Source organism: Streptomyces coerulescens (assembly GCF_042657965.1).
In the GTDB taxonomy this organism is placed as follows: Bacteria; Actinomycetota; Actinomycetes; order Streptomycetales; family Streptomycetaceae; genus Streptomyces; species Streptomyces coerulescens.
On the sequence record NZ_JBHSKM010000025.1, the window covers coordinates 1 to 25749 of the forward strand.

Below are 25749 nucleotides of genomic sequence, written 5' to 3' on the forward strand. Positions count from 1 at the left end.
ACCCTGTCCCCCACCTGGGGCATCTACAGCGGCTACGAACTCTGCGAGAACACCCCGCTACGCAAGGGCAGCGAGGAATACCTCGACTCCGAGAAGTACCAGCTACGCCCCCGCGACTGGGCGGCCGCCGAACGCGAAGGCCGCACCATCACCCCCCTCCTCACCCGCCTCAACGCCATCCGGCGGTGCCACCCCGCCCTCCACCGGCTGCGGAATCTCCGCTTCCACCAGGCCGACAACGACTCGATCATCGCGTACAGCAAACGCACGGGTCCGGACACGGTTCTGGTGGTCGCCAACCTCGATCCGCACCACACCCAGGAGGCCACGGTCTCGTTGGACATGCCGCAACTCGGCCTGGACTGGGACGCCTCTCTGTCCGTGCACGACGAACTGACGGGCGAGACCTACCGCTGGGGCCGGACCAACTACGTACGCCTCGAACCCGGCAGTTCGCCCGCGCACGTGTTCCACGTCCAGGCTTGGCCGGCGCAGATCGGAGGGTCCTGAGCGTCATGACCGTCAACGAGCCCGTTCAGGACACCTTCGAGGACACCCCTGCCAAGGATCGTGACCCCGACTGGTTCAAACGCGCCGTCTTCTACGAAGTCCTGGTCCGCTCCTTCCAGGACAGCAACGGCGACGGCGTCGGCGACCTCAAAGGCCTGACCGCCAAACTCGACTACCTGCAATGGCTCGGCGTCGACTGCCTGTGGCTGCCGCCCTTCTTCAAATCCCCCCTCCGCGACGGCGGCTACGACGTCTCCGACTACACCGCCGTCCTCCCCGAATTCGGCGACCTCGCCGACTTCGTCGAATTCGTCGACGCCGCCCACCAGCGCGGCATGCGCGTCATCATCGACTTCGTCATGAACCACACCAGCGACCAGCACCCGTGGTTCCAGGAATCGAGAAAAGACCCCGACGGCCCCTACGGCGACTACTACATGTGGGCCGACGACGACAAGGCGTACTCCGACGCCCGCATCATCTTCGTCGACACCGAGGCCTCCAACTGGACCTTCGACCCGGTCCGCAAGCAGTACTACTTCCACCGCTTCTTCTCCCACCAGCCCGACCTCAACTACGAGAACCCGGCCGTCCAGGAGGAGATCCTGGCCGCCCTCCGCTTCTGGCTCGACCTCGGAATCGACGGCTTCCGGCTCGACGCCGTGCCCTACCTCTACTCGGAAGAGGGCACGAACTGCGAGAACCTTCCCGCCACCCACGCATTCCTCAAGCGAGTCCGCCGCGAGATCGACGCGATGTATCCCGACACGGTGCTGCTGGCGGAGGCCAACCAGTGGCCGGAGGACGTCGTCGACTACTTCGGCGACTACAGCAGCGGCGGCGACGAATGCCACATGGCCTTCCACTTCCCCGTCATGCCGCGCATCTTCATGGCCGTACGACGGGAATCCCGCTATCCCGTCTCGGAAATCCTCGCCAAGACCCCGGCCATTCCCTCCGGCTGCCAGTGGGGCATCTTCCTGCGCAACCACGACGAGCTGACCCTCGAAATGGTCACCGACGAGGAACGCGACTACATGTGGGCGGAATACGCGAAGGACCCCCGCATGCGCGCCAACATCGGCATCCGCAGGCGCCTCGCCCCGCTCCTCGACAACGACCGTCACTCGATCGAACTCTTCACCGCCCTGCTGCTCTCCCTGCCGGGCAGCCCGATCCTCTACTACGGCGACGAGATCGGCATGGGCGACAACATCTGGCTCGGCGACCGCGACGCCGTCCGCACCCCCATGCAGTGGACCCCGGACCGCAACGCCGGCTTCTCCACCTGCGACCCCGGCCGGCTCTGCCTGCCGACGATCATGGACCCGGTCTACGGCTACCAGGTGACGAACGTCGAGGCGTCCATGGCCTCGCCGTCCTCGCTCCTGCACTGGACCCGCCGGATGATCGAGATCCGCAAGCAGAACCCCGCGTTCGGACTCGGCACCTACACCGAACTGCAGTCGTCGAACCCGGCCGTCCTCGCCTTCCTGCGCGAATACGAGGACGACCTGGTGCTGTGCGTGCACAACTTCGCCCGCTTCGCACAGCCGACCGAGCTCGACCTGCGCGAGTTCAACGGACGCCACCCGGTCGAGCTGTTCGGCGGGGTGCGTTTCCCGGCCATCGGCGAACTGCCGTATCTGCTGACCCTCGGGGGCCACGGCTTCTACTGGTTCCGGCTCACCCGAGTCGCATCCCGCATCGGCCGACGACTTTGAGCGTGAGCTTCGAGCGTGTGCCGAGGAAAGGACGCGTCACCATGCAGAAGACCGCATCTCCCCGACCCACCCGAACGGTCGACGCCAGCCCCATGGCCTCGCTGGCCGGGCTGCTGCGCGAGTGGCTGCCACGCCAGCGCTGGTTCGCGGGCAAGGACCGGCCCGTCACCGACCTCGCGCTGCTGTCGATGACGGAGCTGTTCCCGGGCTGTCTGCATCTGCTGGTGCACGCCGGTCACTCGGCGGTGCCCTCGCCCGGCGGCGCGCCCCCGGCCGGAGACTGCTATCAGCTGCTGCTCGGCGTACGGCAGCATCTGTCGCCACGCCTCGGGAAGGCACTCATCGGCAGGGCGGAGGAAGGTCCGCTCGCCGGTCTGACGGTCTTCGACGCGCTCCAGGACCCGCGTTCGGCCCAGCTGCTCCTGGACCGGCTGCGGCACCCCGGCACGGCCGGCCCGCTGCGCTTCGAGGGGGACCCGTCGGTGCCGGTGCCGGCCGGACTCGTGCCGCGGCTGCTGGACGCCGAGCAGTCCAACTCCTCGCTGGTGTACGGCGACGCGTTCATCCTGAAGCTGTTCCGGCGCATCCAGCCCGGCGTCAATCCCGACCTGGAGCTGTCCGGGGCGCTGGCCCAGCAGGGCTGCGGCCGTGTACCGGCTCCCGTGGCGTGGTTCCGCACGACGCACCCGTGGGAGGCGACGCTGGGCGTTCTCCAGCCGTTCCTGCGGGACGCCTCCGACGGCTGGACGCTGGCGCTCGGCGCGCTGGCCTCGGGTGACGACTTCACCACGGAGGCCCGTCAGCTGGGGCGGGCGACGGCGGAGGTGCACCTGGCGCTGGCGTCGGCGTTCCCCTCCGGGGCGCACGCGGAGAACTCCCGTACGGCGGCGGCGATGACCGAGCGCCTGGAGCTCGCCGCGCACTTCGTCCCCGCGCTCCAGCCCCATGTCCCCGGGCTGCGCACCGCCTTCGGCGCCCTCGCCGCCTGCGACCCCGGGCCGGCCGCCCAGCGCATCCACGGCGACCTGCACCTGGGTCAGGTGCTGCGGGCCGGCCGGGAGTGGTTCGTCATCGACTTCGAGGGCGAACCGTCCCGACCGCTGGCCGAGCGGCGTGGTGTGCACTCACCGGTGCGCGACATCGCCGGCATGCTGCGCTCCTTCGACTACGCAGCCCGCCAGCGCAGGCCGTGGCGGCCGGAGTGGGCGCGCCGCTGCCGGGAGGCCTTCTGCGCGGGCTATGCCGCCCGCGCCGGCTGGGACCCGCGCAAGAAGCACGGACTGCTCCGTGCCTACGAGACCGACCGCGCCGTGTACGAGGTGCTGTACGAGGCCCGGCACCGCCCCGACTGGTTGCCCGTACCGATGGCGGCGATCGAACGCCTCGCCGTGAGAGGAGCCTGACCCCATGGCCCTGCACGAGACCTCGCGGCCCGAGTCGGCCGGCGCCGGCCGGCTCGTCACCGCGCCCGTCCTCGATACGGCCGAGCGTGAGCGCCTGCTGTCGGGCGCCCACCACGATCCGCACGCCCTGCTCGGGGCGCATCCGGTCCCCGGCGGGATCGCGTTCCGGGCGCTGCGCCCGTTCGCACGTGCGGTGAGCGTCGTGGTCGAGGGCGAGCGCACCGCGCTGGTCTCGGAGGGCGGCGGTCTGTTCTCCGCCGTACTCGCCGTGGACGCGATCCCCGCGTACACGCTGCTGGTGTCGTACGCCGAGGACGGGTCGGACGAGCGTGAGGTGCACGACCCGTACCGCTTCCTGCCCGCCCTCGGCGAGTTCGACCTGCATCTGATCCGGGAGGGCCGGCACGAGGAGCTGTGGAAGGCGCTCGGCGCCGAGCCGATGACCCATCAGGGCGTGTCCGGCACCCGCTTCACGGTGTGGGCGCCGAACGCGCGGGGTGTGCGGGTCGCCGGGGACTTCACGTGCTGGGACGGGACCGCGTTCCCGATGCGGTCGCTCGGGGCGTCGGGGGTGTGGGAGCTGTTCCTGCCCGGCATCGGCGAGGGCACCCGGTACAAGTTCGAGATCACCTCCCGGCACGGTCACCGCTTCCTCAAGGCGGACCCCATGGCACGCCGTGCGGAGGTCCCGCCGGACACGGCGTCGATCGTGCACGCCTCGCACTACGAGTGGGGCGACGAGCAGTGGATGGCGCACCGGGGCGACGTCCCGGTGCACCAGGCCCCGTTCTCGGTCTACGAGGTCCATCTCCCGTCCTGGCGGCCGGGCCTGACGTACCGGGAACTCGCCGAGCAGCTCCCGGCGTACGTCAACTACCTCGGCTTCACACACGTCGAGTTCATGCCGGTCGCGCAGCATCCGTTCGCCGGTTCCTGGGGCTACCAGGTCACCGGCTTCTACGCGCCGACCGCGCGGCTCGGCTCACCGGACGACTTCAAGTACCTCGTCGACGCCCTGCACCGGGCCGGTATCGGGGTGATCGTGGACTGGGTGCCCGCCCATTTCCCGAAGGACGACTGGGCGCTGGCCCGGTTCGACGGGGAGCCGCTGTACGAGCCCGGGGACGAGCGGCGGGCCGAGCATCCGGACTGGGGGACGTACGAGTTCGACTACGGGCGGACCGAGGTACGCAACTTCCTCGTCGCCAACGCCACGTATTGGTGCGAGGAGTTCCACATCGACGGGCTCCGGGTGGACGCCGTCGCCTCCATGCTCTACCTCGACTACTCGCGGGACTCGGGGCAGTGGGCGCCGAATGTGTTCGGCGGGCGGGAGGACCTGGCCGCGATGGCGTTCCTCCAGGAGATGAACGCCACGGTGTACCGGCGCAACCCCGGGGTCGTCACGATCGCGGAGGAGTCGACCGCCTGGGACGGGGTGACCCGGCCGACCGACAGCGGTGGGCTCGGGTTCGGGCTGAAGTGGAACATGGGCTGGATGCACGACTCGCTCCAGTACATCGCCAAGGAGCCCGTACACCGCAAGTACCACCACAACGAGATGACGTTCTCGATGGTGTACGCCTACAGCGAGAACTATGTCCTGCCGATCTCGCACGACGAGGTCGTGCACGGCAAGCAGGCGCTGGTGTCGAAGATGCCGGGCGACTGGTGGCAGCGCCGCGCCAACCACCGTGCGTATCTGGGCTTCATGTGGGCACACCCGGGCAAGCAACTGCTCTTCATGGGACAGGAGTTCGCACAGGGCGCCGAGTGGTCGGAGGCACATGGTCCGGAGTGGTGGCTGCTCGATCCCGGGTACGCGTCGGCCGGCGACCATGAGGGCGTACGGGATCTGGTCGCGGACCTGAACGCGCGCTACCGGGCGACCCCGGCCCTGTGGGAACGGGACACCGACCCGGGAGGGTTCCGGTGGGTGCTCGGGGACGCCGGCGACGACAACGTCTTCGCCTTCCTGCGGTTCGGCTCCGACGGCACGCCGCTGCTCGCCGTCAGCAACTTCTCCCCCGTGGTCCGCCACGACTACCGTCTCGCCGTGCCCGATTCCGTGGTCGCCTGGCACGAGGCCCTCAACACCGACGCCGCGCGCTACGGCGGGAGCGACGTCACCAACCCCGGTCCCGTCAAGCCGGAGGACGGGCACATCGGCCTGACGCTGCCTCCGCTGGCGACGGTGTGGCTGCTGCCTGAACGGATGTGACGCCGGAGTTCTCCGTTCGTGACCCCATCCGGTCCCGGCTGGGCTAGATTCGGGCAGCGCCGATAACGGAACTCGTCGGTGACGTCACACCCGGTACACATCTGGAGCAGTGCACATGCGCGACCTCGGCCTCGCTCCCCCCAGTGTCACGCCCCTGACCGGCGGGCTCGCCGACAGTCTCTTCGAGATGGCGGCCGTCAACCCCACGTTGCCGATGCTCGCGCGCCGTCCCGACCCCTCCTCCCCCGTGTGGGAGGAGGTGACCGCCGTGGAACTGCGCGACGAAGTGGCCGATCTGGCCAAGGGACTGGTCGCTTCCGGCATCTCACCGGGCCACCGCGTGGCCATCATGGCGCGTACCCGGTACGAGTGGACGGTGCTCAGCTACGCGCTGTGGACGGTGGGCGCCGAGGTGGTCCCGATCTATCCGACGGCGTCGCGCGACCAGGTCGAGTGGATCCTGCGGGACGCCGAGTGCGTGGGCGTGGTGGTCGAGGACGAGCAGGCCGTCATGACCGTCGGCTCGGTGTGCGGCTCGCTGCCGCGGCTGCGGCACGTCTGGCAGCTGGACGCGGGAGCGCTCGCACAGATCGTGGAGCGGGGTGAGTTCGTCCCGCTCACCACGGTCGAGTCGCTGCGCCGCATCGTGCTGCCGGACTCCACCTCGCTCGTCTCCTACACGTCCGGCACGACGGGGCGGGCGCTGGGGTGCGCACTCAGTCACCGGAATCTGGCGAACCCGTGCGACACGCTGCTCGCGGGCTGGGGCCACAAGGTGGTGCCACCCGGAGGGCAGGCGTCCGTCCTCGCCTTCCTGCCCTTCTCCCATGTGTACGGCCTGCTGGTGCAGACCCTGTGCATCCGCGGCGGCATGCTGATGGGGCACGAACCCGACCTGCGCGAGGAGGCGCTGTCGGCCGCCCTGCGCAGCTTCCGGCCCACCTATTTCTGCGGCGTGCCGTCGATCTTCGAGAAGATCTACAAGAACGCGCTGCGGGTGGCCCAGCAGGCGGGCCGGGGTGCCCTGTTCGAGCGGGCCGCCGACACCGCCCGGGACTTCGCGGCCGCCCTGGAACGGCAGCGGCTGGGCGGCGGCCCGGGTCCCGGTTTCGATCTGCGGCTGCAACATGCCCTGTACGAGCGGACGGTGTACCGCAAGTTCCGCACCGCGCTGGGCGGCAGGGTGCTGCTCGGCTCGTCCGGCGGCTCTTCCCTGAACCGTGAGCTCTCCCTCTTCTACGAGGGTGTCGGCATCTATGTGAACGACGGGTACGGGCTGACCGAGACCAGCGGCGGGGTCACGGCGCAGCCGCTGGGCCGTGAGATGTCGGGGACGGTGGGGCAGGCGTTGCCGGGTATCGACATCCGGGTGGCGGACGACGGGGAGATCCTGGTGCGCGGGGCGTCGGTGTTCCAGGGCTATGTAAACGACGAGGCCTCGACGCGGGCCGCGCTGCGCGACGGCTGGCTGGCCACCGGGGATCTGGGACGGCTGGACTCCGACGGCTATCTGACGATCACGGGGCGCAAGAAGGACGTCGTCGTCACGAGCAGCGGCAAGAGCGTCTCGCCGGCGCTCCTGGAGCAGCGGCTGAGGATGCATCCGCTGGTCCACCAGGCGGTGGTCGTGGGCGACAACAGGCCCTGTGTCGGGGCCCTGATCACTCTGGACCCCGACTTCCTGTCCTACTGGCGCGATTCCCTCGCCGTGCGCAGCGACGCGCGGATGCGGGAGGCACGCGAGGAGAACGCGCTGCGCGAGGAGGTCGCCAGGGCCGTCGCCGCGGCCAACAGCGCGGTGTCGCGCCCGGAGTCGATCCGGGTGTTCCGGGTGCTGGCGGAGCAGTTCGACGTGGCCAGCGGTCTGCTGACGCCGTCGATGAAGCTGCGGCGGGACGAGATCGTGCGGCACTACGCGCTCCAGATCGACGCGATGTACCAGGCCCGCTCGCGTGTGCCGCGTGAGCAGCTGTCGGACGAGTTCGCGCACTGGGACGACTCGGACAACGTGTTCGGCTGAGCGCGGCTATTCGCCCGTGGTCAGCCGCACGATGTTCGACCGCTCCCCGAGGACGAAGGCACGGACGCGATAGGCGGCGTGTCGTTCCTCGGGCAGGGGGACGAAGTCGGTGGCCTCGGTGCCGGGGTCGAGGACGGCGACGGGGTCGTAGCGCTCGGCGTCCTTCTTGCGGGTCTCCAGGAGGTAGCCGTCCTCGGCCGAGGAGTCGTCGGTCCAGGTGAGGCGGATGCCGTCCGTCCGCTCGGTGAGGTGCGGTCTTGTAGTGGGGCCCCGGTAGGAGGTCAGCCGGTAGTGGAAGGTGGTGTGGGGCAGCAGGTCGGGGTGGCGGTAGCGGGTGACCTGGGGCGCGAGGTACTGAAGGACGGTGTATGGGCCGTCCTCGTCGGTCGCGAACTCCAGGACGTGGCCCGCGATCCCGGGTCGCTCGTCCCGCCAGGTCAGGTCGATGTCGGTGGCCGTGGTGAGGGCACCCCGCAGCGGCTGGTCCTTCTCGGCCGAGCAGGCCGGCAGCGCCAGGATCAGCGCTGCCGAAGCCGCGATACGCGCCTTTCCTCGCATACGGCGGCCGCTACTTGCGCCAGAAGTGGATGTTGCTCCACTCCACGGTGGCCGTCCCGTTGCCGCTGTTGGTGCGGTAGGCACCGAACTTGTCGTAGAAGCTGCCGCCGGGGCTGGCGTAGGTGTGCTTCAGCGAGCCGTTGATGTAGGTGCGGTGCTGGGAGCCGACCTGGTGGACGGTGTTGACGCGGACGGTCGCGCCGACGGTCCCGGCGTTCGAGAGCGTGGTGCCGCCGTGCACCGCGTACAGCCTGCCGCCGCGCTCGACGGCGAGCATGAAGTACGGGCCGGAGCCCGACTCGTGGAAGGTCTGCTTGAGGCTGATCCGGGTGCCGCTGAGGCTGGTGATGCGGAAGTAGCCCTCGAACTGGCGCGTTCCCCCGGTGTAGGTGGCATAGCGGCGTTCAGCCCGTTGGTCGCCGCTGGCGGTGGAGCAGGTGAGCCGGAAGGTCAGGCCGTCGATCTGGCCGCAGCCCCGTTCCTGCTCGGTGTAGCTGGAGGACACCGACTGCCAGCCCCCGGGCTCGACTTCGGCGAAGGCGTGCGGTGCGGCGAGCAGCGCCGTGGCGCACAGCGCCGTGCTGATGGTGAGGGTGCGCGGTCCTGGGCGCATCCTGCCTCCTGTCGGATGTGGGGGGTGACCACATGGTTCATGTACATGAATCGCGGTCCCTTATATGGATGAGCAGTACGGAAGTTAGGTCCGGACCAAGGGCCCGTCAAGAGATCCCGCGGACACGTCTTTCACTTCCGAACCGGTGTGCCCCGGCGCAGGTTGGGGCAAGGTGGCTCACGACGGGTTCATCTGCCTGCCGCGCCCGGCTGGCGGAACGACCGGTGGCACGGTGGGATCGAGGCGTGCGAAGCCGCGATCCAGGGGCAGGCGAACGTCGTCGAGGCAGACCGCCTGGAGCCGCAGAAGGGATGATCACCGTGACACGACCCAGGATCCTGGTGGTTGGCGCAGGCTTCGCCGGAGTCGGATGCGTTCGCCGGCTGGAACGCAAACTCTCCCCGGACGAGGCCGAGATCACCTTGGTGACGCCGTCCTCCTACCAGCTCTACCTGCCGCTGCTGCCCCAGGTCGCCTCCGGCGTCCTCACCCCCCAGTCGATCGCCGTGTCGCTGCGCCGCAGCCGCAGGTACCGCACCCGGATCATCCCGGGCGGCGCCATCGGCGTGGACCTCGCGTCGAAGGTCTGCGTCATCCGCACCATCACCGACAAGCTCCTCAACGAGCCGTACGACTACATCGTGCTGGCCCCCGGCAGCATCACCCGGACCTTCGACATCCCGGGACTGACCGACAACGCCTACGGCATGAAGACGCTCGCCGAGGCCGCCTACCTGCGCGACCACGTCATCTCGCAGCTGGACCTCGCCGACGCCAGCCAGGACCCGGACGAGCGGGCGGCGCGGCTCCAGTTCGTGGTGGTCGGCGGCGGGTACGCCGGCACCGAAACCGCCGCGTGCCTGCAGATGCTGACCCACAACGCGGTCAAGCGCTATCCGCGGCTGGACCCGAAACTGATCAAGTGGCATCTGATCGACATCGCACCGCGGCTGATGCCGGAGCTCGGCGAGAAGCTCGGCACCGACGCCCAGGAGATCCTGCGCAGGCGCGGCGTCGAGATCTCCCTGGGCGTGTCCATCGCGAAGGCGGGCCCCGAGGAGGTCACCTTCACCGACGGCCGGGTGATTCCCACCCGCACACTGATCTGGACCGCCGGCGTCGTCGCCAGCCCGCTGATCGCCACGCTGGGCGCGGAGACGGTCCGCGGCCGGCTCGCGGTCACCGCCGAGATGAACCTGCCCGGCCACGACGGGGTGTTCGCGCTCGGCGACGCCGCCGCGGTACCCGACACGGCCAAGGACGAGGAGGGCGCCGTCTGCCCGCCCACCGCCCAGCACGCGATGCGCCAGGGCAAGGTCGTCGCGGACAACGTCATCGCGGCCCTGCGCGACCAGCCGCTGCGGCCGTACCGGCACAAGGACCTCGGGCTGGTCGTCGACCTCGGCGGTCGTGACGCCGTCTCCAAGCCCCTCGGCGTGGAGCTCAAGGGGCTGCCCGCGATGGCCGTGGCCCGCGGGTATCACTGGTCGGCGCTGCGCACCAATGTCGCCAAGACCCGGGTCATGACGAACTGGCTGCTCAACGCGGTCGCCGGGGACGACTTCGTGCGGACCGGATTCCAGTCCCGCACCCCCGCCAAGCTCAAGGACTTCGAGTTCGTCCACGCCTACATGACGCCGGAGGAGCTGCGGGCGCAGGTCGACGGGAAAGGCGCGGCCGGCGCGGCCGAGGGGACGGCCGAGTGAGGTGACGGTGCCGGGCGGGCCGCGGTGCGCGGTGGGAGCGGGAAGAGAGCGGGAGTGAGTACGGCGGCGTGAGGGCAGCGGGAGGGCCGGTCCGGGCGCGGCTGCGCGACCGTGCCGCGGCCTCGGACCCGGGTCTGCTGAGACTGACGGCCGGGCTGCGCACGGCGGGCTCGATCGCGCTCGCGGTCGCCGTGCTCGCCCTGTTCGGCACCGACGTGACCCATCTGGTGGCGGGGGCGCTGGCGGCGATGGTCTCGACCTTCGCCATCCGGGAGAAGCAGCGCGGGCAGCAGGCTGTCACGCTGGCGCTGGGGCTGCCGGTGGCGCTGGCGTCGATGACGTTGGCGGCCGCTCTGCACAGCAATGTCCTGGCCGGCGACCTGGTCTTCGTCGCGCTCATCTTCTGTGCCGTCTACGGCCGCCGGTTCGGCGACCGGGGCACCGCGCTCGGTCTGATCGGCTTCCAGATCTACTTCGTGTCCCTGTTCGTCGGCGCCTCCGTCGGTGAGCTGCCCGAGCTGTTCCGCGCGGTCGCCGTGGCCTTCGGGTGCGGCGCGCTGGTGCGGTTCGTGCTCGTACCGGAGACACCGACGGGCGTGCTGGAACGGCTGCGCGAGGCATTCCGTGCCCGGCTGGCCCAGCTGCTGTCCGCCCAGCTCGGCCTGCTCGACGCCGGGCCCGAGGACGCCGACCGGGCCCTGGAGCAGGTGCGCGAGGGCACCGCCCGGCTGCACGAGACGGCTCTGCTGATCCAGGGCCGGCTGGAAGGGGGGACCGCCGACGAGCGGGTGGCCGCTCTCGTCCAACGCCGTGTGGCGGACGCGGAGATCGCCGCCGAACGGCTGGGGTTGTCGCTGCTGCGGGCCCGTGGGGCCGAGCGCGTGGACACGCTCGCCATGCATCTGCCGGGCGCGCCCGTCCCGGCGGGCGGGCGGCAGCCCGTGCGGGACGAGGCGACGGAGACACTGCGCCGGGACCTTCATGTGCTGCGGCTGCTCGTGCTGCGCCCAATCGAACAGGCGGCCGGTACCTCGGTCGCCCAGCTGCGCAACCGGCTCCTCGGCTACCGCGACGAGGACAACCTGCCGGTCGCGTCGCCCGCCGTGCAGGACGTGTTCCGGGCCGTCGGCGAGGCCGCCCGTGCGGTCCTCGGGCTGCGGATCGCGCTCGGCGGGGCCCAGGACGAGTCGGACGACAGCCCGGCGACCGCCCGCTCGCGCGAGGAGCTCGACGCCGAGGACGCGGTGCTCGACGCCGACGAGGAGACCCCCGCGGAGGAGGAGACCGGGCTGCGCCGGCCCACCACGCGGGCCGCGGTGCAGGTCGCCGTGGGGTCGACGCTGGCCATCGTGGGCGGCGAGCTGCTGTCCCGGGACCGCTGGTACTGGGCGGTGCTGACCTGCTGGATCGTGTTCCTCAACACCGCGTCCACGGGCGAGATCCTGGTCAAGGGCTACCGCCGACTGCTGGGGACCGTCCTCGGCGTCCTGGCCGGCATCGTGCTGGCCGGCGCCGTCGGGCACAACACCTGGACGGCGTTCGCGCTGGTGCTGCTGTTCGTGTTCGCGATGTTCTACTCGGCGCCGCTGTCGTACACGGCGGTGTCCTTCTTCGTCACGGCGGCGCTGGGTCTGCTCTACACCCTGCTGCACACCTACAGCCTCTCGGTGCTGGTGCTGCGCATCGGGGAGACGGCGCTCGGCGCGGCCTGCGGGGTGATCGCGGCGGCGTTCGTGCTGCCGGTGCAGACGGACCGCCGGACCAACGACCTGCTCGCCACCGTGCTCGAACGCCTCGGCGACGTCACCCGCAGCGCCGTCGACCAGCTCAGCGGCGAACCACCCGCAGACCTGCTCGACGAGGCACGCGACCTCGACCAGGCGCTGGCCGACCTGCGGGCCGCCACCAAACCCCTCACCCACCCGGTCACGCCGCTTCGGGCCCGCCGGGAGACCGCCCGCTATGTCGTCGCGCTGCTGGAGACGTGCGCGTTCCACGCCCGTTCGCTCGCCGCGACCGCCGAGCTGCTGCCCACCCACCCCTCGATCGCGGCCGACCCCAGGCTGCGCCGGGCCGCCGGCCGCATCGAGCACAACCTCCAGGCGATCGGCGCCCACGTCGGCGACGAACACTCCACCGCCCAGATCGAGACCGGCCCCAGCATCGCCTCCCTCCTCGGCCCGAGCACACCCGGCATCCCGCGTTACGGCCGGATCACCGACCGTGTCCTGCGCCATCTGCAACGTCTCGACGAAGGCGTGACCGGTCTGGCCCGCCCGCTGGGGGTACCCGTGAAGGCACCGGACGGATGACCGTGCGGCGCGGAACGCACATCGGGGCGATTCGCGGGTACGCGGTTGTCATGACCGATGTCGTGGACTCAGACGAACTGCTGCGACGGATGCAACGAGCCCGGGCCAGTGCCCGGCAGGAGGAGCGTTCCTGGCGGAAACGGAGCGAGCAGCTGAGGTCGACCGACCCCGAGGCGGCTCGCGATGCCGCCGTACGGACTCTGGCGTACGAGAGCGTGATCACGGTGCTGGACGAGATCCTGACCCCTGGCAAGCACTCCGACCAGGGATGAAACCCGGATCCGAGTGAAACCGGTCACGTGCCCGGGTCTCGGTTACGCGGAATCCGGCAAGATGGTTTACGGTTCATACATACGTGGTCACGGGGTGGATCGAACAAGTCCCCCGTGCACCACCGCATACGGCCCTGGCTGGCTTCCCCCGTCCAGCCAGGGCTTTTTCATGCCCTCGGCGGCCCGTCCCGGGATTCCCGGCCGAAACCGCTCTCCGCCGAGGTGCTCAGCGCGGCCGCACGGGCTGAAATGGACGCAGGGAACGCACCGGAACCTCAGTCCTCGGCGAGGAGCCCCGTGTCATGACCAAAGCGATCAAACTGCTCACCGCCCTTCCGCCGCCGCAGCGCCAGCGCCTGATGTCGCTCTCCCGGGAGGTCTCCTTCCCGGAGGACGCCCGGATCTTCGAGGCGGGCGGCACGGCCGACCGCTTCTGGGTCATCCGCTCGGGCGCCGTCTCCCTCGACCAGCGCGTGACGTCCCTCCAGCGGGTCACCGTCGCGAGCCTCGGGGCCGGTGATCTGCTGGGCTGGTCCTGGCTGTTCCCGCCGTACCAGTGGGACTTCGGCGCGGAGGCCTTCAGCCCCGTGCGCGCCTACGAGTTCGAGGCGGAGGCGGTGCTGCGCCTGTGCGAGGAGGACACACAGCTCGGGATGCTGCTGGTGCGGTACGTCGCCGAAATCCTCGCGCACCGGCTGGAGATGACCCGCGGCAAGCTGATGGAGCAATACGGGCAGCACCGGCGCAGCGTGCTGTGAGCGTCAGACGCGGTAGCGCCGCAGGGCGGGCAGTGCGGCGGTCAGGCCCAGCATGAGGACGATGACCAGCAGGCCGCCGCCCGCTGTGGCCGTTCGGGGACTGAAGGACGAGCCCGCCGTGCCGTGCAGGACGTCGGCGAGACGCGGGCCGCCCGCGACGACGACCGTGAACACCCCCTGCATCCGGCCGCGCATCTCGTCGCTGGCGGCGGACAGCAGGATCGCCCCGCGGAAGACCATCGAGACCATGTCGGCGACCCCGGCGAGGGCCAGGAACACCACCGCGAGCCACAGACTGTCGCTGAGCCCGAACGCGGTGATGGCCGCGCCCCAGGCGACAACCGCGCCGATCACCATCCAGCCGTGCCGACGGGCCCGGGAGAAGGTGCCGGAGAACAGGCCGCCGGCCACCGCGCCGATCGGGATCGCCGCGAACAGCAGACCGAGGGCGAGCCCTTCGCCGTACGACCCGTAGGTCTGGCCCGCGAGTTGGGGGAACAGGGCGCGGGGCATGCCGAAGACCATCGCGATGATGTCGGCCAGGAAGGACAGCAACAGCACCTTGTGCAGGGCGATGTAGCGGAAGCCGGCCACGATCTCCCGTATGCCCGCGCGGCGTTCGGCGGCGGCCTTCAGGGGCGGCAGCGCGGGCAGCTTGACGACCGCCCAGACGGTCACGCACAGGGCGAGCGCGTCGATGAGATACAGCTCCGCCAGGCCGATCACGGGGATGAGCACGCCGGCCAGTAGCGGTCCCATGACCTGGCCGGTCTGCATGACGGTCGAGCCGAGGGCGTTGGCGGCGGGCAGTTCGTCGGCGGGCACCAGGCGGGCGATGGAGGCGTTGCGGGCCGGGGAGTTGATCCCCCAGAACGCCTGCTGCACGGCGAGCAGCACCATCAGCGCCGCCACCGACTCCATGCCGGTGACGGCCTGGAGCCAGAACAGCAGCGAGGTGACGGCTATGCCGGCGTTGGTGACGAGGAGCAGTTTGCGGCGGTCCATGCTGTCGGCGATGGCGCCGCCCCACAGGGCGAACACCACCAGCGGCAGCAGTCCGGCGAGGCTCGCGGCGCCGACCCAGGCCGAGGAGCCGGTGATGTCGTAGATCTGCTTGGGCACGGCGACCGCGGTGAGCTGGCTGCCGACGGCCGTGACGATGGTCGAGGACCACAGCCGGCGGAAGGCGGGGCGGCGCAGCGGGCGGGTGTCCATCGCCCAGCGGCGCCGGCCGCGCCGGGCGGGCGGCTTCGGGGAAGGATCCTTCTTCTGGGGTTCGGTACTGCTCTCGCTGGTGTCCACGCGATCCCTGGATGCTCGTTACATCTTTCTCGTCCGGAGATCACTATGGCAGCACCGGCCAGGTGTTCGGATCGGCGTCTCAGGTTCCGGCTATGAGGGAGGCGCCGAGGGCGATCATCGTCGCGGCGATCACCCCGTCAAGGACCCGCCAGGCGGCCGGCTTGGCGAGGTGGCGGCTCAGCAGTCGCGCGCCGAAGCCGAGCGCGGCGAACCAGACCAGACTGGCGAGCGCGGCGCCGAGGCCGAAGGTCCAGCGCAGCGGGCCGCGGTCGGCGGCGACCGTGCCGAGCAGGAAGACGGTGTCGAGGTAGACGTGCGGGTTGAGCCAGGTCATGGCGAGGCAGGTCAGCACCGCCCGCCGCCGTGACCCCGCCACGTCGCCCTCGGTCACCAGGGCACCGCCGGGCTTGAAGACCCGGCGGGCGGCGAGCACGCCGTAGCCGAGCAGGAACACCCCGCCGACCCAGGCGACCGCCGTGAGCACCCCCGGCCAGGCCACGACCACCGCGCCGACGCCGGCCACGCCCAGGGTGATCAGGAGCGCGTCGGACAGGGCGCAGATGCCGACGACGGCGAGGACGGCGTCCCGGCGGATTCCCTGGCGCAGGACGAAGGCGTTCTGGGCGCCTATGGCGACGATCAGGGAGAGGCCGGTGCCGAATCCGGCGGCCGCGGTGGTCAAGGCGTTTGTCATGCCCTTCACGCTAGGGAGACGATCTCTTGACGTACAGCTAAAGATTCTTACGTATCCTTAGCTGTCGTGAAGACCGAGCTGACCGAGCTTCCCCTGGACCAGGTGCGGACGCTGCTGGCGGTGGTGGACGAGGGCACCTTCGACGCGGCCGCCGCGGCGCTGCATGTGACGCCGTCGGCGGTGAGCCAGCGCGTGAAGGCGCTGGAGCAGCGCACGGGGCGGGTGCTGCTGGTGCGCACCAAGCCGGTGCGGCCGACCGAGTCGGGCGAGGTCGTGGTCCGCTTCGCCCGTCAGCTGGCCCGGCTGGAGCGCGACGCCCGGGCCGAGCTGGGGCTGAGCGGCGCCGGGGAGGCGACGCGGGTGTCGGTCGCGGTCAACGCCGACTCACTGGCGACCTGGTTCCTGGGCGTGCTCACGCGCGTGCCGCAGGAGCCTCGGCTCTGCTTCGAGCTGCGGCGGGAGGACGAGAGCCGGACGGCGACGCTGTTGCGGGAGGGGCTGGTGATGGCCGCGGTGACGTCCTCGCCGGACCCGGTGGCGGGCTGCTCCGTGCGATCGCTGGGGCGGATGCGGTATCTGGCGGCGGCGAGCCCGGAGTTCGCCGAGCGGCATCTCGGCGGTTCCCTGCGGGAGGCGCTCGCGCGGGCGCCGGTGATGGCGTTCGACCGTAGCGACGATCTGCAGGACGCGTTCGTCCGGCGACTGCTGCACTCCCGCACCGGCGCGAGTGCGGTACGGCATCACGTGCCGACCTCGGAGGGTTTCCTCGCGTCCGTCGTGGCCGGACTGGGCTGGGGCCTCATCCCCGAGGCGCAGGCGCACGCGCCCCTGGCGGACGGGCGCCTGGTGCAGCTGGCGCCGGACCGTCCGGTCGACGTGCCGTTGTACTGGCAGCAGTGGAAGCTGGACTCTCCGGCGTTGGCGGCGGTGACGGAGGCGGTTACGGCAGCGGCAGCGGAGGAACTGCGCGGTTGAGTGGGTCGTTGTTCGGCTGCGGCGCCGTCGGGGCCGGTCGCGCAGTTCCCCGCGCCCCTTGAGGGAGTCAGCCGTGCCGTGCCTCCCATTGGGCTGCGGCACTGTCCAGCAGCATCTCCAGCGCCGTCGGATACGCGCTGGTCACCATGCGATTGGCCAGCAACGGCGCCGCCTCCGCGATCCGGGGATGCGTGGCGCGCGGCAGGCGGGCGTACGTCGAACGCCACTTCTCCTCGTCTGCGCGCAGTGACTCACGGGGCAGCGCCAGCGATGCCGCGTCCAACGCCGCGAAGGCCAGGGTCTGGTCGATGAACGCGTGATAGATCCGCACGGTGTCCGCCAGCGAGAACCCCGCCGTGCGCAACACGTCCAGCACCGTCTCGTCGGCGGCGAGTTCGTTCGCCCGCCCGGTGACCCGGCTGGTCGTCAGCACCGCGGCCTGCGGATGGGCGACGTACGCGGCGTGGATGCGCAGTCCGACGGAGCGCAGGTCCTCGCGCCACTCCCCCGTCGGCTCCCAGCCCTGAAGCGCCTGCCCGATCAGCGCGTCGCCGATGGCCAGGGTCAGGTCGTCCATGCCGCGGAAGTAGCGGTACAGCGTGCTCGGGTCGGCGTCGAGGGCCAGGCCGAGGCGGCGGGCGGTGAGACCGGCGCTGCCGTGCTCGCGCAGCATCCGCAGCGCCGTCTCGACGATCAGCCGCTCGGACAGCACGGTGCCGCTCTTCGTGGGACGCCTGCGGCGCCGCTTCTCCTCCGGGACGACCGCTTTGGGCACGATGCTCTCCGTCCTGGTGCCGCTCCGCCGAACACCCCGCCTTATGCCAACGCCATTGACCTTACGTGAGCGGCAGGCGTTCTATCTGGGCGGGGCCCCACCACGTCGTAGACCTTTCCCAGACCTTCAGCCGAGGGAGTCTTGTCATGCGTGTACTGCTCGTGGGTGCCGGCGGGGTGGGTACCGCCATCACCCGGATCGCGGCCCGCCGTCCGTTCTTCGAGGCGATGGTGGTCGCCGACTACGACCTCGCGCGTGCCGAGGCGGCCGTGGCGGCGCTCAGGGGCGACGCCCGTTTCCGGGCCGAGCGCGTGGACGCGAGCGACGAGCCGGCGGTCACCGCGCTGCTGGAGCGGCACGCGTGCGACGTGCTGCTCAACGCCACCGACCCGCGTTTCGTGATGCCCCTGTTCCAGGCCGCGCGCTCGGCCGGGGCCACGTATGTCGACATGGCGATGTCGCTGTCGCACCCCCATCCGGAGCGGCCGTACGAGGAGTGCGGGATCAAGCTGGGTGACGCCCAGTTCGAGCAGGCCGCCGACTGGGAGAAGGCGGGGATGCTGGCGCTGGTAGGCATGGGCGTGGAGCCCGGCCTGTCGGACGTGTTCGCCCGGCACGCCGCCGACGAGCTCTTCGACGAGATCGAGGAGATCGGGGTCCGCGACGGCGCGAACCTCACCGTCGACGGCTACGACTTCGCGCCGTCCTTCAGCATCTGGACGACCATCGAGGAGTGCCTCAACCCGCCTGTCGTCTACGAGGACGGCCGCGGCTGGTTCACCACCGAGCCGTTCAGCGAGCCCGAGGTGTTCGACTTCCCCGAGGGCATCGGCCCGGTCGAGTGCGTGAACGTGGAGCACGAGGAGGTGCTCCTGGTCCCGCGCTGGGTCGACGCGAACCGGGTGACGTTCAAGTACGGCCTGGGCGAGGAGTTCATCAACACCCTGAAGACGCTGCACCTGCTGGGCCTCGACCGCACCGAGCCGGTGACCGTGCCGAGCGCCGACGGGCCGGTGCGGGTCTCGCCCCGGGACGTCGTGGCCGCGTGTCTGCCGGATCCGGCGACGCTGGGCGAGCGGATGCACGGCAAGACCTGCGCGGGCACCTGGGTGCGGGGCGTCAAGGACGGCGAGGCGCGCGAGGTGTACCTGTACCACGTGGTCGACAACCAGTGGTCCATGAAGGAGTACGGCTCCCAGGCCGTGGTGTGGCAGACGGCCGTCAACCCCGTCGTCGCCCTCGAACTCCTCGCCGGCGGCGCCTGGTCGGGCGCCGGCGTGCTCGGCCCGGAGGCCTTCCCGGCGCGTCCCTTCCTCGATCTGCTGACCGAGTACGGCTCCCCGTGGGGCATGCGGGAACAGTGACCGGATTCGCCGGTGTCCGACCGGGTTTCACTTGCGCATCGACAGGCGACTCGAAAACGAGTAAATGCATCCACCGAGGGCACGTTCGACGATCGCAGGTGACTTTGATGGACGACTGGCGAGACCACGCCGCCTGCCGCCATGAGGACCCCGACCTCTTCTACCCGATCGGCACGTCCGGTCCGACCGTGTTGCAGACCGAGCAGGCGAAGGCCGTCTGCCGGCGCTGCTCGGTCCGGGACCAGTGTCTGCGCTGGGCACTCGACATGGACCAGTTCACCGGGATATGGGGCGGCACGAGCGAGGCGGAACGACGGGCGCTGCGGCAACGGGCCGGATGACTGGACCGTCGGGACCGGTGGCGGCCACCGCCCTCACGCGGGCGGGGCCGCTCCCGGCAGCCGCAGGCTGAACACGGATCCGGCGCCGGGTTCGCTCGCCGCCTCGGCCGTACCCCCGTGCGCGGCGACCAGATGCCGGACGATCGGCAGTCCGAGCCCGCTGCCTCCGGTACGCCGGCTGCGGGACTTCTCGGCCCGCCAGAACCGGTCGAAGACGTACGGCAGGTCCTCGGGGGCGATGCCGGTCCCCGTGTCGGTGACGTCGAGGACGACGTCGTCTCCGTCGCGGCGGGCGGTGAGTGTGACGGTGCCGTCGGCCGGTGTGTGGCGCAGGGCGTTGGAGACGAGGTTGCCGAGGGCCTGGCGCATACGGACGGGGTCGGCGTCCAGCCAGGAAGTACTGTCCGCCTCGGTGCGCAGGGCGACGCCGGCCGTGTCCGCGGCGACGCGGTGGGCGGCGGCGACCTGGTCGAGGAGTTCGTCGGCGCGGACGCGTTCGCGGTGCAGACGCAGTGTGCCGGCGTCGGCGGCGGCCAGGTCCTGGAGGTCGTCGATGACGCGCTGGAGGACGAGGGCCTCTTCGTGCAGGGAGGCGAGCAGGGCGTGATCCGGGTCGACGACTCCGTCGCGGGTGACCTCCAGCCAGCCGCGGATGTTGGTGAGCGGGGTGCGCAGCTCATGGGCGACATCGCTGACCATCGCCTTGCGCTGCGCCTCCAGCCGCTCCCGGCGCTCGGCGAGTTCGTTGAAGGCCGCGGCGAGGATGCCCGTCTCGTCGCGGGTGGTGACGGGCACCCGCGCATGCAGTTCGGGCGGCTGCTGGGCGGCCTCGGTCAGCGCCCGCAGCGGCCGGACGAGCCGGGTGGCGACGACGGCGGTGACGGCCACGGTGACCGCCAGGACGAGTCCGGCGGCGCCGACGACCTTGGCCTTGTTCGCCGACGACATGTCGAAGCGGACGGCGGTCGTGTCCCCGCCGCCCAGGAACAGCTCGGCCACGGGGGCGACGTACGGGTCGAGTTGGGCGTGGCGTGCCTCGTCGACGCAGCGGTCCGCCTCCCGCACGGCCGTACGGTCGTCGGTCCCCTTGGTCTTTCCCAGGAGGTAGCGGGTGCCGAGCCGCTGCTCGGTCACGTCGACCGTGACGAACGGCGGCGTCCCGGCGTTCAGTCCACGCCGGTCGAGGCACTTCCGAGCACGCTCGGACAGGTCGGACAGGGCCTTGTTCTCGGTCGGGGTCGTGGTGTTGAGCAGCCCGTCGGCGCACTCGTCGGGCACGACGCCGCCCGCGACGGGCCCGTCGTGGTCGGTGACGACCGGCCGGCCGCTCGGCGTCTGCACGACGACGGCGTCGTAGCCGTTGCGGGCGAAGCACCGCTGCCGCGTCGAGGCGAGCTTCTGCAGCTTGGCCCGTTCCTCGTCGGTCACCCGGTACGGTCCCACGACCCGGGGGTCGACGCCGCCGCGCTGCGCTCCGCGCTCCGTGTAGGTGTCGATGTGCAGGGGGTCGACGGTGGCGGCGGCGCGCGGCGGCAGCGAAGTGCCGGCCGGGGCCGAGTCGGCGATCGTCCTGCGGTCGGTGGTGGTGAGGGCGATACGGCGGCCGGTGCGCGCGGACAGCTCACGGACCGTGTCCCCGACGCCCTTCCAGTCCGGGTGGGTCGCGGCGTACCCGCTGAGCCGGGCGAGGACGTCCATGTCCTCGGCGAGGACCTGGCCCTGTTCCTCGCGCAGCGCCCGGGTGGTGGTCTCCACCGCCAGCCAGGCCGTCGCCGCGACCGAGCACACGGCGATCAGCACGGAGGCGATCAGCAGCCGGACCAGAAGCCGCTTGCGCAGCGGTACGGTCCGGGTCATCCGCGGCCGCCGCTGAGCTTGTAGCCGACGCCGAACACGGTCAGCAGCCGTACGGGGCTGCGCGGGTCGGCCTCGATCTTCTTGCGCAGGTTCATGATGTGGACGTCGACGGCCCGCTCGGTGGATGCCCGGTCGGTGCCCCGGGTGCACTCCAGCAGCTGCCGCCGGGAGAAGACGCGTTCGGGTTCGGCCACCAGGGCCAGCAGGATCTCGAACTCGGCCGGCGTGCAGTCCACCGCCGCCCCGTCGCACCGCACCTCGTGCCGCTCGGGATCGACGGCGATCCCGGCGGCCCGTACGACGGGGTCCTCCCGCCGGCCGGCGGCGTGCCCGCTGCGGCGCAGCACCGTGCGGATGCGGGCCATCAGCTCCCGCGGGCTGTACGGCTTGGTCATGTAGTCGTCGGCGCCGAGTTCGAGGCCGAGCAGGACGTCGTCCTCGGCCGAGCGGGCGGTCAGCATCAGCACCGGAATGTCGTCGTCCCGGCGCAGCACCCGGCACACCCCGAAGCCGTCGATGACCGGCAGCATCAGGTCCAGCACGACGAGGTCCGGCCTGAGCCGCCGGGCGGCGTCCAGGGCGGCCGACCCGTCGTGGACCACGGTCGCGGTGTGGCCCTCCGACAGCAGGGAGCGCCGTATGAGTTCGGCCTGCATCTCGTCGTCCTCGGCGACCAGCACATGTGCGCACACGCGGCGGATCCTAAGCGGTCGGGGAGGTCAGCGGGCGAGGGACTTGGCGTCGCCCATGACGACGACGGGACGCAGATCGGGGTCGAGGGCGCGCAGCAGTTCCCTCATGTGCTCGCGTGCGATGCTGACGCAGCCCTGTGTGGGCCCGCCGTGGTCGACGTGCAGCCATATGCCGCCGCCGCGTCCGGCGCCGAGCGGGCGGGTCCAGTCCAGGGGTGTGGTGCCCGGCTCACGGTTGTAGTTGATGGCGATGACGTAGTCGAAGGAGCCCGCGAGGGGCTCGCCCTCGAAGCCGGTGCCGTTGATGGTGAATCCGGGGCCGTGGTCGTAGGGCAGCCTGGCCCCGGGGTCGCGCAGCAGGCCCCCGGCGTCCGTGAGCGTGAAGACGCCGATGGGTGAACGCAGGTCGCCGGCGCGGTGGTTCCCGGTCCAGCCGCGCAGGGCGTTGTGCGCGGGCCACTCGGCGCCCGCCTCCCAGCCGATGTCGCTCCGCTCGTACAGGACGACCGTCGACTGCGAGGAGTTCCTGCCGCTTCCGGTGACGACGACGGCCTGCCGGGCCTCGTCGGGCACCTTCGCCCAGGTCTCGGGGCCGAGTCCGGGCAGTTGCTGCGGGGCCACTTCGAGGGCGACGTCGGGCAGCGGCGTGCCGGCCGGGGGCCGGGTGGCGGCCGGCTTGTGGTCCGGCGCCGCCGCGGCACCGCCGCCGCAGCCGGTCAGCAGCAGGGCGGCGCCGAGCAGGGCGACACGGGACTTGTACGTGATCATGCGTCGACCATGACCCACACTTGTGAGGAACTCGTCAGGTTCCACGAGTGCCCTTGTTCCGCCCGGAAAGGCCCGCCCATGAGCGTCCGCATCCGTCGCGTCCACGAAGCCCCCGAGCCGGAGGACGGCGTGCGCGTCCTGGTCGACCGGCTCTGGCCGCGCGGTCTGTCCAAGGACGCGGCCCGCGTGGACGAGTGGCCCAAGGGGCTCACCCCGTCCACCGAGCTGCGGCGCTGGTACCACGCGGGCGAGGGGTCGTACGAGGAGTTCGCGGAGCGCTACCAGGCGGAGCTGGCCGCCCCCGAGGCGGCCGAACTCCTCGATCATGTGCGGGAGTTGGCGGGCCAGGGCGAGGTGACCCTGCTCACCGCGTCGAAGACTCCCGCGGAGAGTCACGCTGCGGTGCTGGCCCGCCTCCTCCAGGCGTAGGGCGAGTCGCCTCAGGCCGTCTGCCGCGCCGCCGCCCGGCCCGCCGCCCGGCCCGAGAAGAGGCAGCCGCCGAGGAAGGTGCCCTCCAGGGCGTTGTAGCCGTGGACACCGCCGCCGCCGAACCCGGCTACCTCGCCGGCCGCGTACAGGCCGTCGATCGGGGTCCCGTCGGCGCCGAGCGCGCGCGAGTCGAGGTCGGTCTGGATGCCGCCGAGGGTCTTGCGGGTCAGGATGTGCAGCTTGACGCCGATGAGGGGGCCGGCCTCCGGGTCGAGGATGCGGTGCGGGGTGGCGACCCGGCCGAGGCGGTCGCCGATGTAGCGGCGGGCGTTGCGGATGCCCTGCACCTGGGAGTCCTTGCTGTACGGGTTGGCGATCTGGAGGTCGCGGGCCTCGATCTGGCGCCGGACGGTCTCCGCGTCGAGGAGCGCCTTGTCCGTCAGCTGGTTCATCCTCTCGACCAGTTGCTCCAGGTTCGGGGCGGTCACGAAGTCGGCGCCGTTGCGCAGGAACGCGGCCACCGGGCCCGGGGCACCCTTGCCGAGCACGCGCTCCCTCAGGAACCCGGCGCGGTCCTTGGCGGTGATGTCGGGGTTCTGCTCGGAGCCCGACAGCGCGAACTCCTTCTCGATGATCTTCTGGGAGAGGATGAACCAGGAGTGGTCGTGGCCGGCGATGTCGGGGTCGGTGCGCAGGTGCTTGAGGGTGCCGAGGGTGTCGTAGCCCGGCAGGCACGGGTCGGGCAGCCTGCGGCCGAGGGCGTCGAACCACATGGACGACGGGCCGGGCAGGATGCGGATGCCGTGGCCGGGCCAGATCGGGTCCCAGTTCTGCAGGCCCTCGGTGTAGTGCCACATGCGGTCGCGGTTGACCAGTCGTACGCCCGCCTGCGCGCTGATGTCGAGCATGCGCCCGTCGACGTAGGCGGGGACGCCGGTGACCATCTCGGTGGGCGGGGTGCCGAGCCGCTCGGGCCAGTAGCGGCGGACTATGTCGTGGTTGGCGCCGATGCCGCCGGTGGTGACGACGACGGCCCGGGCGGTGAGCTCGAACTCGCCGATGTGGTCGCGGTTGGAGGAGACACCGCGGGGCGAGTGGTCCTCGGCGAGCACCGTTCCGCGCACGCCGCGCGCCGTGCCGTCCTCGATGACCAGCTCGTCGACCTGGTGACGGTGGTAGAAGGTGAGCAGTCCGTCGCGTGCGGCCTGCTTGGCGTACCGCACGAAGGGCTCCACGACGCCCGTGCCGGTGCCCCAGGCGATGTGGAACCGGGGCACGGAGTTGCCGTGGCCGTCGGCGCGCAGGTCGCCGCGCTCGGCCCAGCCGACCGTGGGCAGGAACTTGATGCCGTGCGTCTCCAGCCAGGCGCGCTTCTCACCGGCCGCGAACTCGACGTAGGCGCGCGCCCAGCGCACCGCCCAGGAGTCCTCGTCGTCGACCCGGTCGAACCCGGCGCTGCCCTGCCAGTCGTTCCAGGCCAGGTCGAGGGAGTCCTTGATGCCGAGTCGCCGCTGCTCGGGGGAGTCCACGAGGAACAGTCCGCCGAAGGACCAGAAGGCCTGCCCGCCGAGGTTGGCGGCGTTCTCCTGGTCGACCAGCGCGACCCTGCGGCCCCGGCTGGTCAGTTCGCTCGCGGCGACCAGGCCCGCGAGTCCCGCTCCGACGACGATGACGTCGGCATCCATGGCGACCGTCCCTTCCTCAACTTGGTGGTGGCGCTGTTCGGTACACGGTGGTGGCGCTGTTCGCTGGTCCGGTGGGCGGATGTTGCGGCTGCCGCTAGGCCGTCGTGTCGCCGCTGCCGTCGGTGAGCAGTGCGGTGAGGAGCTGGCCCAGCCAGACGCGGGCGTGCTCGACGTCCCGGTCCAGCAGCAGCTGGGTGGTGACGCCGTCGTACGCGGCGACCACCGCGTGGGCGGCGCCGTCGATGTCGCCGAGCACGGCGGGCAGTGCGGTGTCGCCGCCCGCGCGGGCGAGCCGCTCGGCGATCGCGCCGCGCAGCCGGGCACGGTGTTCCAGCAGGGTCCGCGCGACGGCCGGGTCACGTGCGGCGTGCACCAGGAAGTCGGTCTTCACCAGCAGCCAGTCGCGGTCCAGCAGCAGCACCTCGGTCACCCGGTCCACGGCGGCGGGCACGTCCAGGCCGGGTCCGTCGAGGGCGAGGGCCCCGGCCACCTGGTCGGCGATCAGGTCCGCGCGCTCCTGGTAGAGGGCGAAGAACAGCTCGTCCAGGCTGTCGAAGTTGGAGTAGAACGCGCCCCTGCTGTAGCCGGCGGCCTCGCAGACCTCCTCGATCGAGACCCGCCCGAACCCCTTGGCGGCGAACACGGCGAAGGCGGCGTCGAGCAGATTGGCCCGTGTGCGGACGCGGCGCTTGGTGACGCGTCGGGTCGTTTCCTCCACCACCATGGCCGGACCTCCATTCGATACGGGAATGTATCCGATACACCCGTGT

At 71.1% G+C, this 25749-nt stretch carries 23 protein-coding genes; 13 read left to right on the plus strand and 10 right to left on the minus strand.

Annotated features, from left to right (window positions below; translation table 11 throughout):
• From ACFPQ9_RS32080 to ACFPQ9_RS32100, 5 genes are all read left to right on the plus strand, one after another.
• A partial coding sequence (locus tag ACFPQ9_RS32080; protein ID WP_465269589.1) for an alpha-glucosidase C-terminal domain-containing protein occupies positions 1-510 on the plus strand: 510 nt, incomplete at its 5' end.
• A 5-nt stretch (positions 511-515) separates the two neighbouring features.
• Positions 516-2234 (plus strand): maltose alpha-D-glucosyltransferase, encoded by a 1719-nt coding sequence (gene treS / locus ACFPQ9_RS32085; RefSeq protein ID WP_380861346.1) that lies wholly within the window; start codon positions 516-518, stop codon positions 2232-2234.
• Positions 2235-2275: 41 nt separating this feature from the next.
• Positions 2276-3637, plus strand: a complete 1362-nt coding sequence (locus ACFPQ9_RS32090; RefSeq protein WP_380861348.1) for a maltokinase N-terminal cap-like domain-containing protein — start codon at positions 2276-2278, stop codon at positions 3635-3637.
• Between the two features lie 4 nt (positions 3638-3641).
• Positions 3642-5858, plus strand: a complete 2217-nt coding sequence (gene glgB, locus ACFPQ9_RS32095; protein WP_380861350.1) for a 1,4-alpha-glucan branching enzyme — start codon at positions 3642-3644, stop codon at positions 5856-5858.
• Between the two features lie 115 nt (positions 5859-5973).
• On the plus strand, positions 5974-7878 hold the full coding sequence (locus ACFPQ9_RS32100; RefSeq protein ID WP_380861352.1) for an AMP-dependent synthetase/ligase: 1905 nt from the start codon (positions 5974-5976) through the stop codon (positions 7876-7878).
• A gap of 6 nt (positions 7879-7884) precedes the next feature.
• Here the strand turns inward: ACFPQ9_RS32100 and ACFPQ9_RS32105 are convergent, their stop codons facing one another.
• Together ACFPQ9_RS32105 and ACFPQ9_RS32110 are read right to left on the minus strand one after the other, a co-directional pair.
• Positions 7885-8436 (minus strand): fibronectin type III domain-containing protein, encoded by a 552-nt coding sequence (locus ACFPQ9_RS32105; protein WP_380861354.1) that lies wholly within the window; start codon positions 8434-8436, stop codon positions 7885-7887.
• Positions 8437-8446: 10 nt separating this feature from the next.
• Positions 8447-9049: a hypothetical protein gene (locus ACFPQ9_RS32110; protein WP_380861356.1), complete on the minus strand. Its 603-nt coding sequence runs from the start codon at positions 9047-9049 to the stop codon at positions 8447-8449.
• 311 nt (positions 9050-9360) lie between these two features.
• Here ACFPQ9_RS32110 and ACFPQ9_RS32115 point away from each other — a divergent pair, with 311 nt between their 5' ends.
• The 4 genes from ACFPQ9_RS32115 to ACFPQ9_RS32130 all read left to right on the plus strand — a co-directional run bounded on the left by ACFPQ9_RS32115 (position 9361) and on the right by ACFPQ9_RS32130 (position 14097).
• Positions 9361-10755 carry an NAD(P)/FAD-dependent oxidoreductase gene (locus ACFPQ9_RS32115; protein ID WP_380861358.1) on the plus strand — a complete coding sequence of 465 codons (1395 nt, stop codon included), beginning with the start codon at positions 9361-9363 and terminating at the stop codon, positions 10753-10755.
• Positions 10756-10823: 68 nt separating this feature from the next.
• Entirely contained in the window at positions 10824-13067 is a 2244-nt protein-coding gene (locus tag ACFPQ9_RS32120) for an FUSC family protein (protein ID WP_380861360.1), read from the plus strand.
• A gap of 50 nt (positions 13068-13117) precedes the next feature.
• A complete protein-coding gene (locus ACFPQ9_RS32125; protein WP_380861362.1) occupies positions 13118-13339 on the plus strand; it encodes a hypothetical protein in 222 nt (73 codons plus the stop codon).
• A 302-nt stretch (positions 13340-13641) separates the two neighbouring features.
• On the plus strand, positions 13642-14097 hold the full coding sequence (locus tag ACFPQ9_RS32130; protein ID WP_380861364.1) for a cyclic nucleotide-binding domain-containing protein: 456 nt from the start codon (positions 13642-13644) through the stop codon (positions 14095-14097).
• A 3-nt stretch (positions 14098-14100) separates the two neighbouring features.
• On the opposite strand, the gene ACFPQ9_RS32135 is transcribed toward ACFPQ9_RS32130, so the two are convergent.
• The gene (locus ACFPQ9_RS32135) at positions 14101-15399 is read right to left on the minus strand and encodes an MFS transporter (protein WP_380861366.1); all 1299 of its coding nucleotides are present in this window, start codon (positions 15397-15399) and stop codon (positions 14101-14103) included.
• A 79-nt stretch (positions 15400-15478) separates the two neighbouring features.
• Positions 15479-16093, minus strand: a complete 615-nt coding sequence (locus ACFPQ9_RS32140) for a LysE/ArgO family amino acid transporter (RefSeq protein WP_380861368.1) — start codon at positions 16091-16093, stop codon at positions 15479-15481.
• Between the two features lie 66 nt (positions 16094-16159).
• Between ACFPQ9_RS32140 and ACFPQ9_RS32145 the strand changes: the two genes are divergently transcribed.
• On the plus strand, positions 16160-17068 hold the full coding sequence (locus ACFPQ9_RS32145; RefSeq protein WP_380861370.1) for a LysR family transcriptional regulator ArgP: 909 nt from the start codon (positions 16160-16162) through the stop codon (positions 17066-17068).
• Between the two features lie 67 nt (positions 17069-17135).
• Here the strand turns inward: ACFPQ9_RS32145 and ACFPQ9_RS32150 are convergent, their stop codons facing one another.
• Positions 17136-17843, minus strand: a complete 708-nt coding sequence (locus ACFPQ9_RS32150; RefSeq protein WP_380861372.1) for a TetR/AcrR family transcriptional regulator — start codon at positions 17841-17843, stop codon at positions 17136-17138.
• A 146-nt stretch (positions 17844-17989) separates the two neighbouring features.
• Between ACFPQ9_RS32150 and ACFPQ9_RS32155 the strand changes: the two genes are divergently transcribed.
• Together ACFPQ9_RS32155 and ACFPQ9_RS32160 are read left to right on the plus strand one after the other, a co-directional pair.
• Positions 17990-19207 (plus strand): saccharopine dehydrogenase family protein, encoded by a 1218-nt coding sequence (locus ACFPQ9_RS32155; protein WP_380861374.1) that lies wholly within the window; start codon positions 17990-17992, stop codon positions 19205-19207.
• Between the two features lie 107 nt (positions 19208-19314).
• On the plus strand, positions 19315-19548 hold the full coding sequence (locus tag ACFPQ9_RS32160) for a WhiB family transcriptional regulator (RefSeq protein ID WP_380861376.1): 234 nt from the start codon (positions 19315-19317) through the stop codon (positions 19546-19548).
• A gap of 33 nt (positions 19549-19581) precedes the next feature.
• On the opposite strand, the gene ACFPQ9_RS32165 is transcribed toward ACFPQ9_RS32160, so the two are convergent.
• Genes ACFPQ9_RS32165 through ACFPQ9_RS32175 form a run of 3 tightly spaced genes read right to left on the minus strand, consistent with a single transcriptional unit; the run spans position 19582 to position 22865 of the window.
• The gene (locus tag ACFPQ9_RS32165; protein ID WP_380861378.1) at positions 19582-21405 is read right to left on the minus strand and encodes a sensor histidine kinase; all 1824 of its coding nucleotides are present in this window, start codon (positions 21403-21405) and stop codon (positions 19582-19584) included.
• Positions 21402-22097 carry a response regulator gene (locus tag ACFPQ9_RS32170; RefSeq protein ID WP_380861380.1) on the minus strand — a complete coding sequence of 232 codons (696 nt, stop codon included), beginning with the start codon at positions 22095-22097 and terminating at the stop codon, positions 21402-21404. The genes ACFPQ9_RS32165 and ACFPQ9_RS32170 overlap by 4 nt, the downstream gene beginning before the upstream one ends.
• Positions 22098-22124: 27 nt before the next feature.
• On the minus strand, positions 22125-22865 hold the full coding sequence (locus ACFPQ9_RS32175) for a L,D-transpeptidase family protein (RefSeq protein ID WP_380861382.1): 741 nt from the start codon (positions 22863-22865) through the stop codon (positions 22125-22127).
• Positions 22866-22943: 78 nt separating this feature from the next.
• Here ACFPQ9_RS32175 and ACFPQ9_RS32180 point away from each other — a divergent pair, with 78 nt between their 5' ends.
• A complete protein-coding gene (locus tag ACFPQ9_RS32180; RefSeq protein WP_380861384.1) occupies positions 22944-23294 on the plus strand; it encodes a DUF488 domain-containing protein in 351 nt (116 codons plus the stop codon).
• 11 nt (positions 23295-23305) lie between these two features.
• Here ACFPQ9_RS32180 and ACFPQ9_RS32185 read toward each other — a convergent pair whose 3' ends face one another.
• A complete protein-coding gene (locus tag ACFPQ9_RS32185) occupies positions 23306-24979 on the minus strand; it encodes an FAD-binding dehydrogenase (protein WP_380861386.1) in 1674 nt (557 codons plus the stop codon).
• A 94-nt stretch (positions 24980-25073) separates the two neighbouring features.
• Positions 25074-25703 (minus strand): TetR/AcrR family transcriptional regulator, encoded by a 630-nt coding sequence (locus ACFPQ9_RS32190; RefSeq protein ID WP_380861388.1) that lies wholly within the window; start codon positions 25701-25703, stop codon positions 25074-25076.
• Positions 25704-25749: the final 46 nt, after the last annotated feature.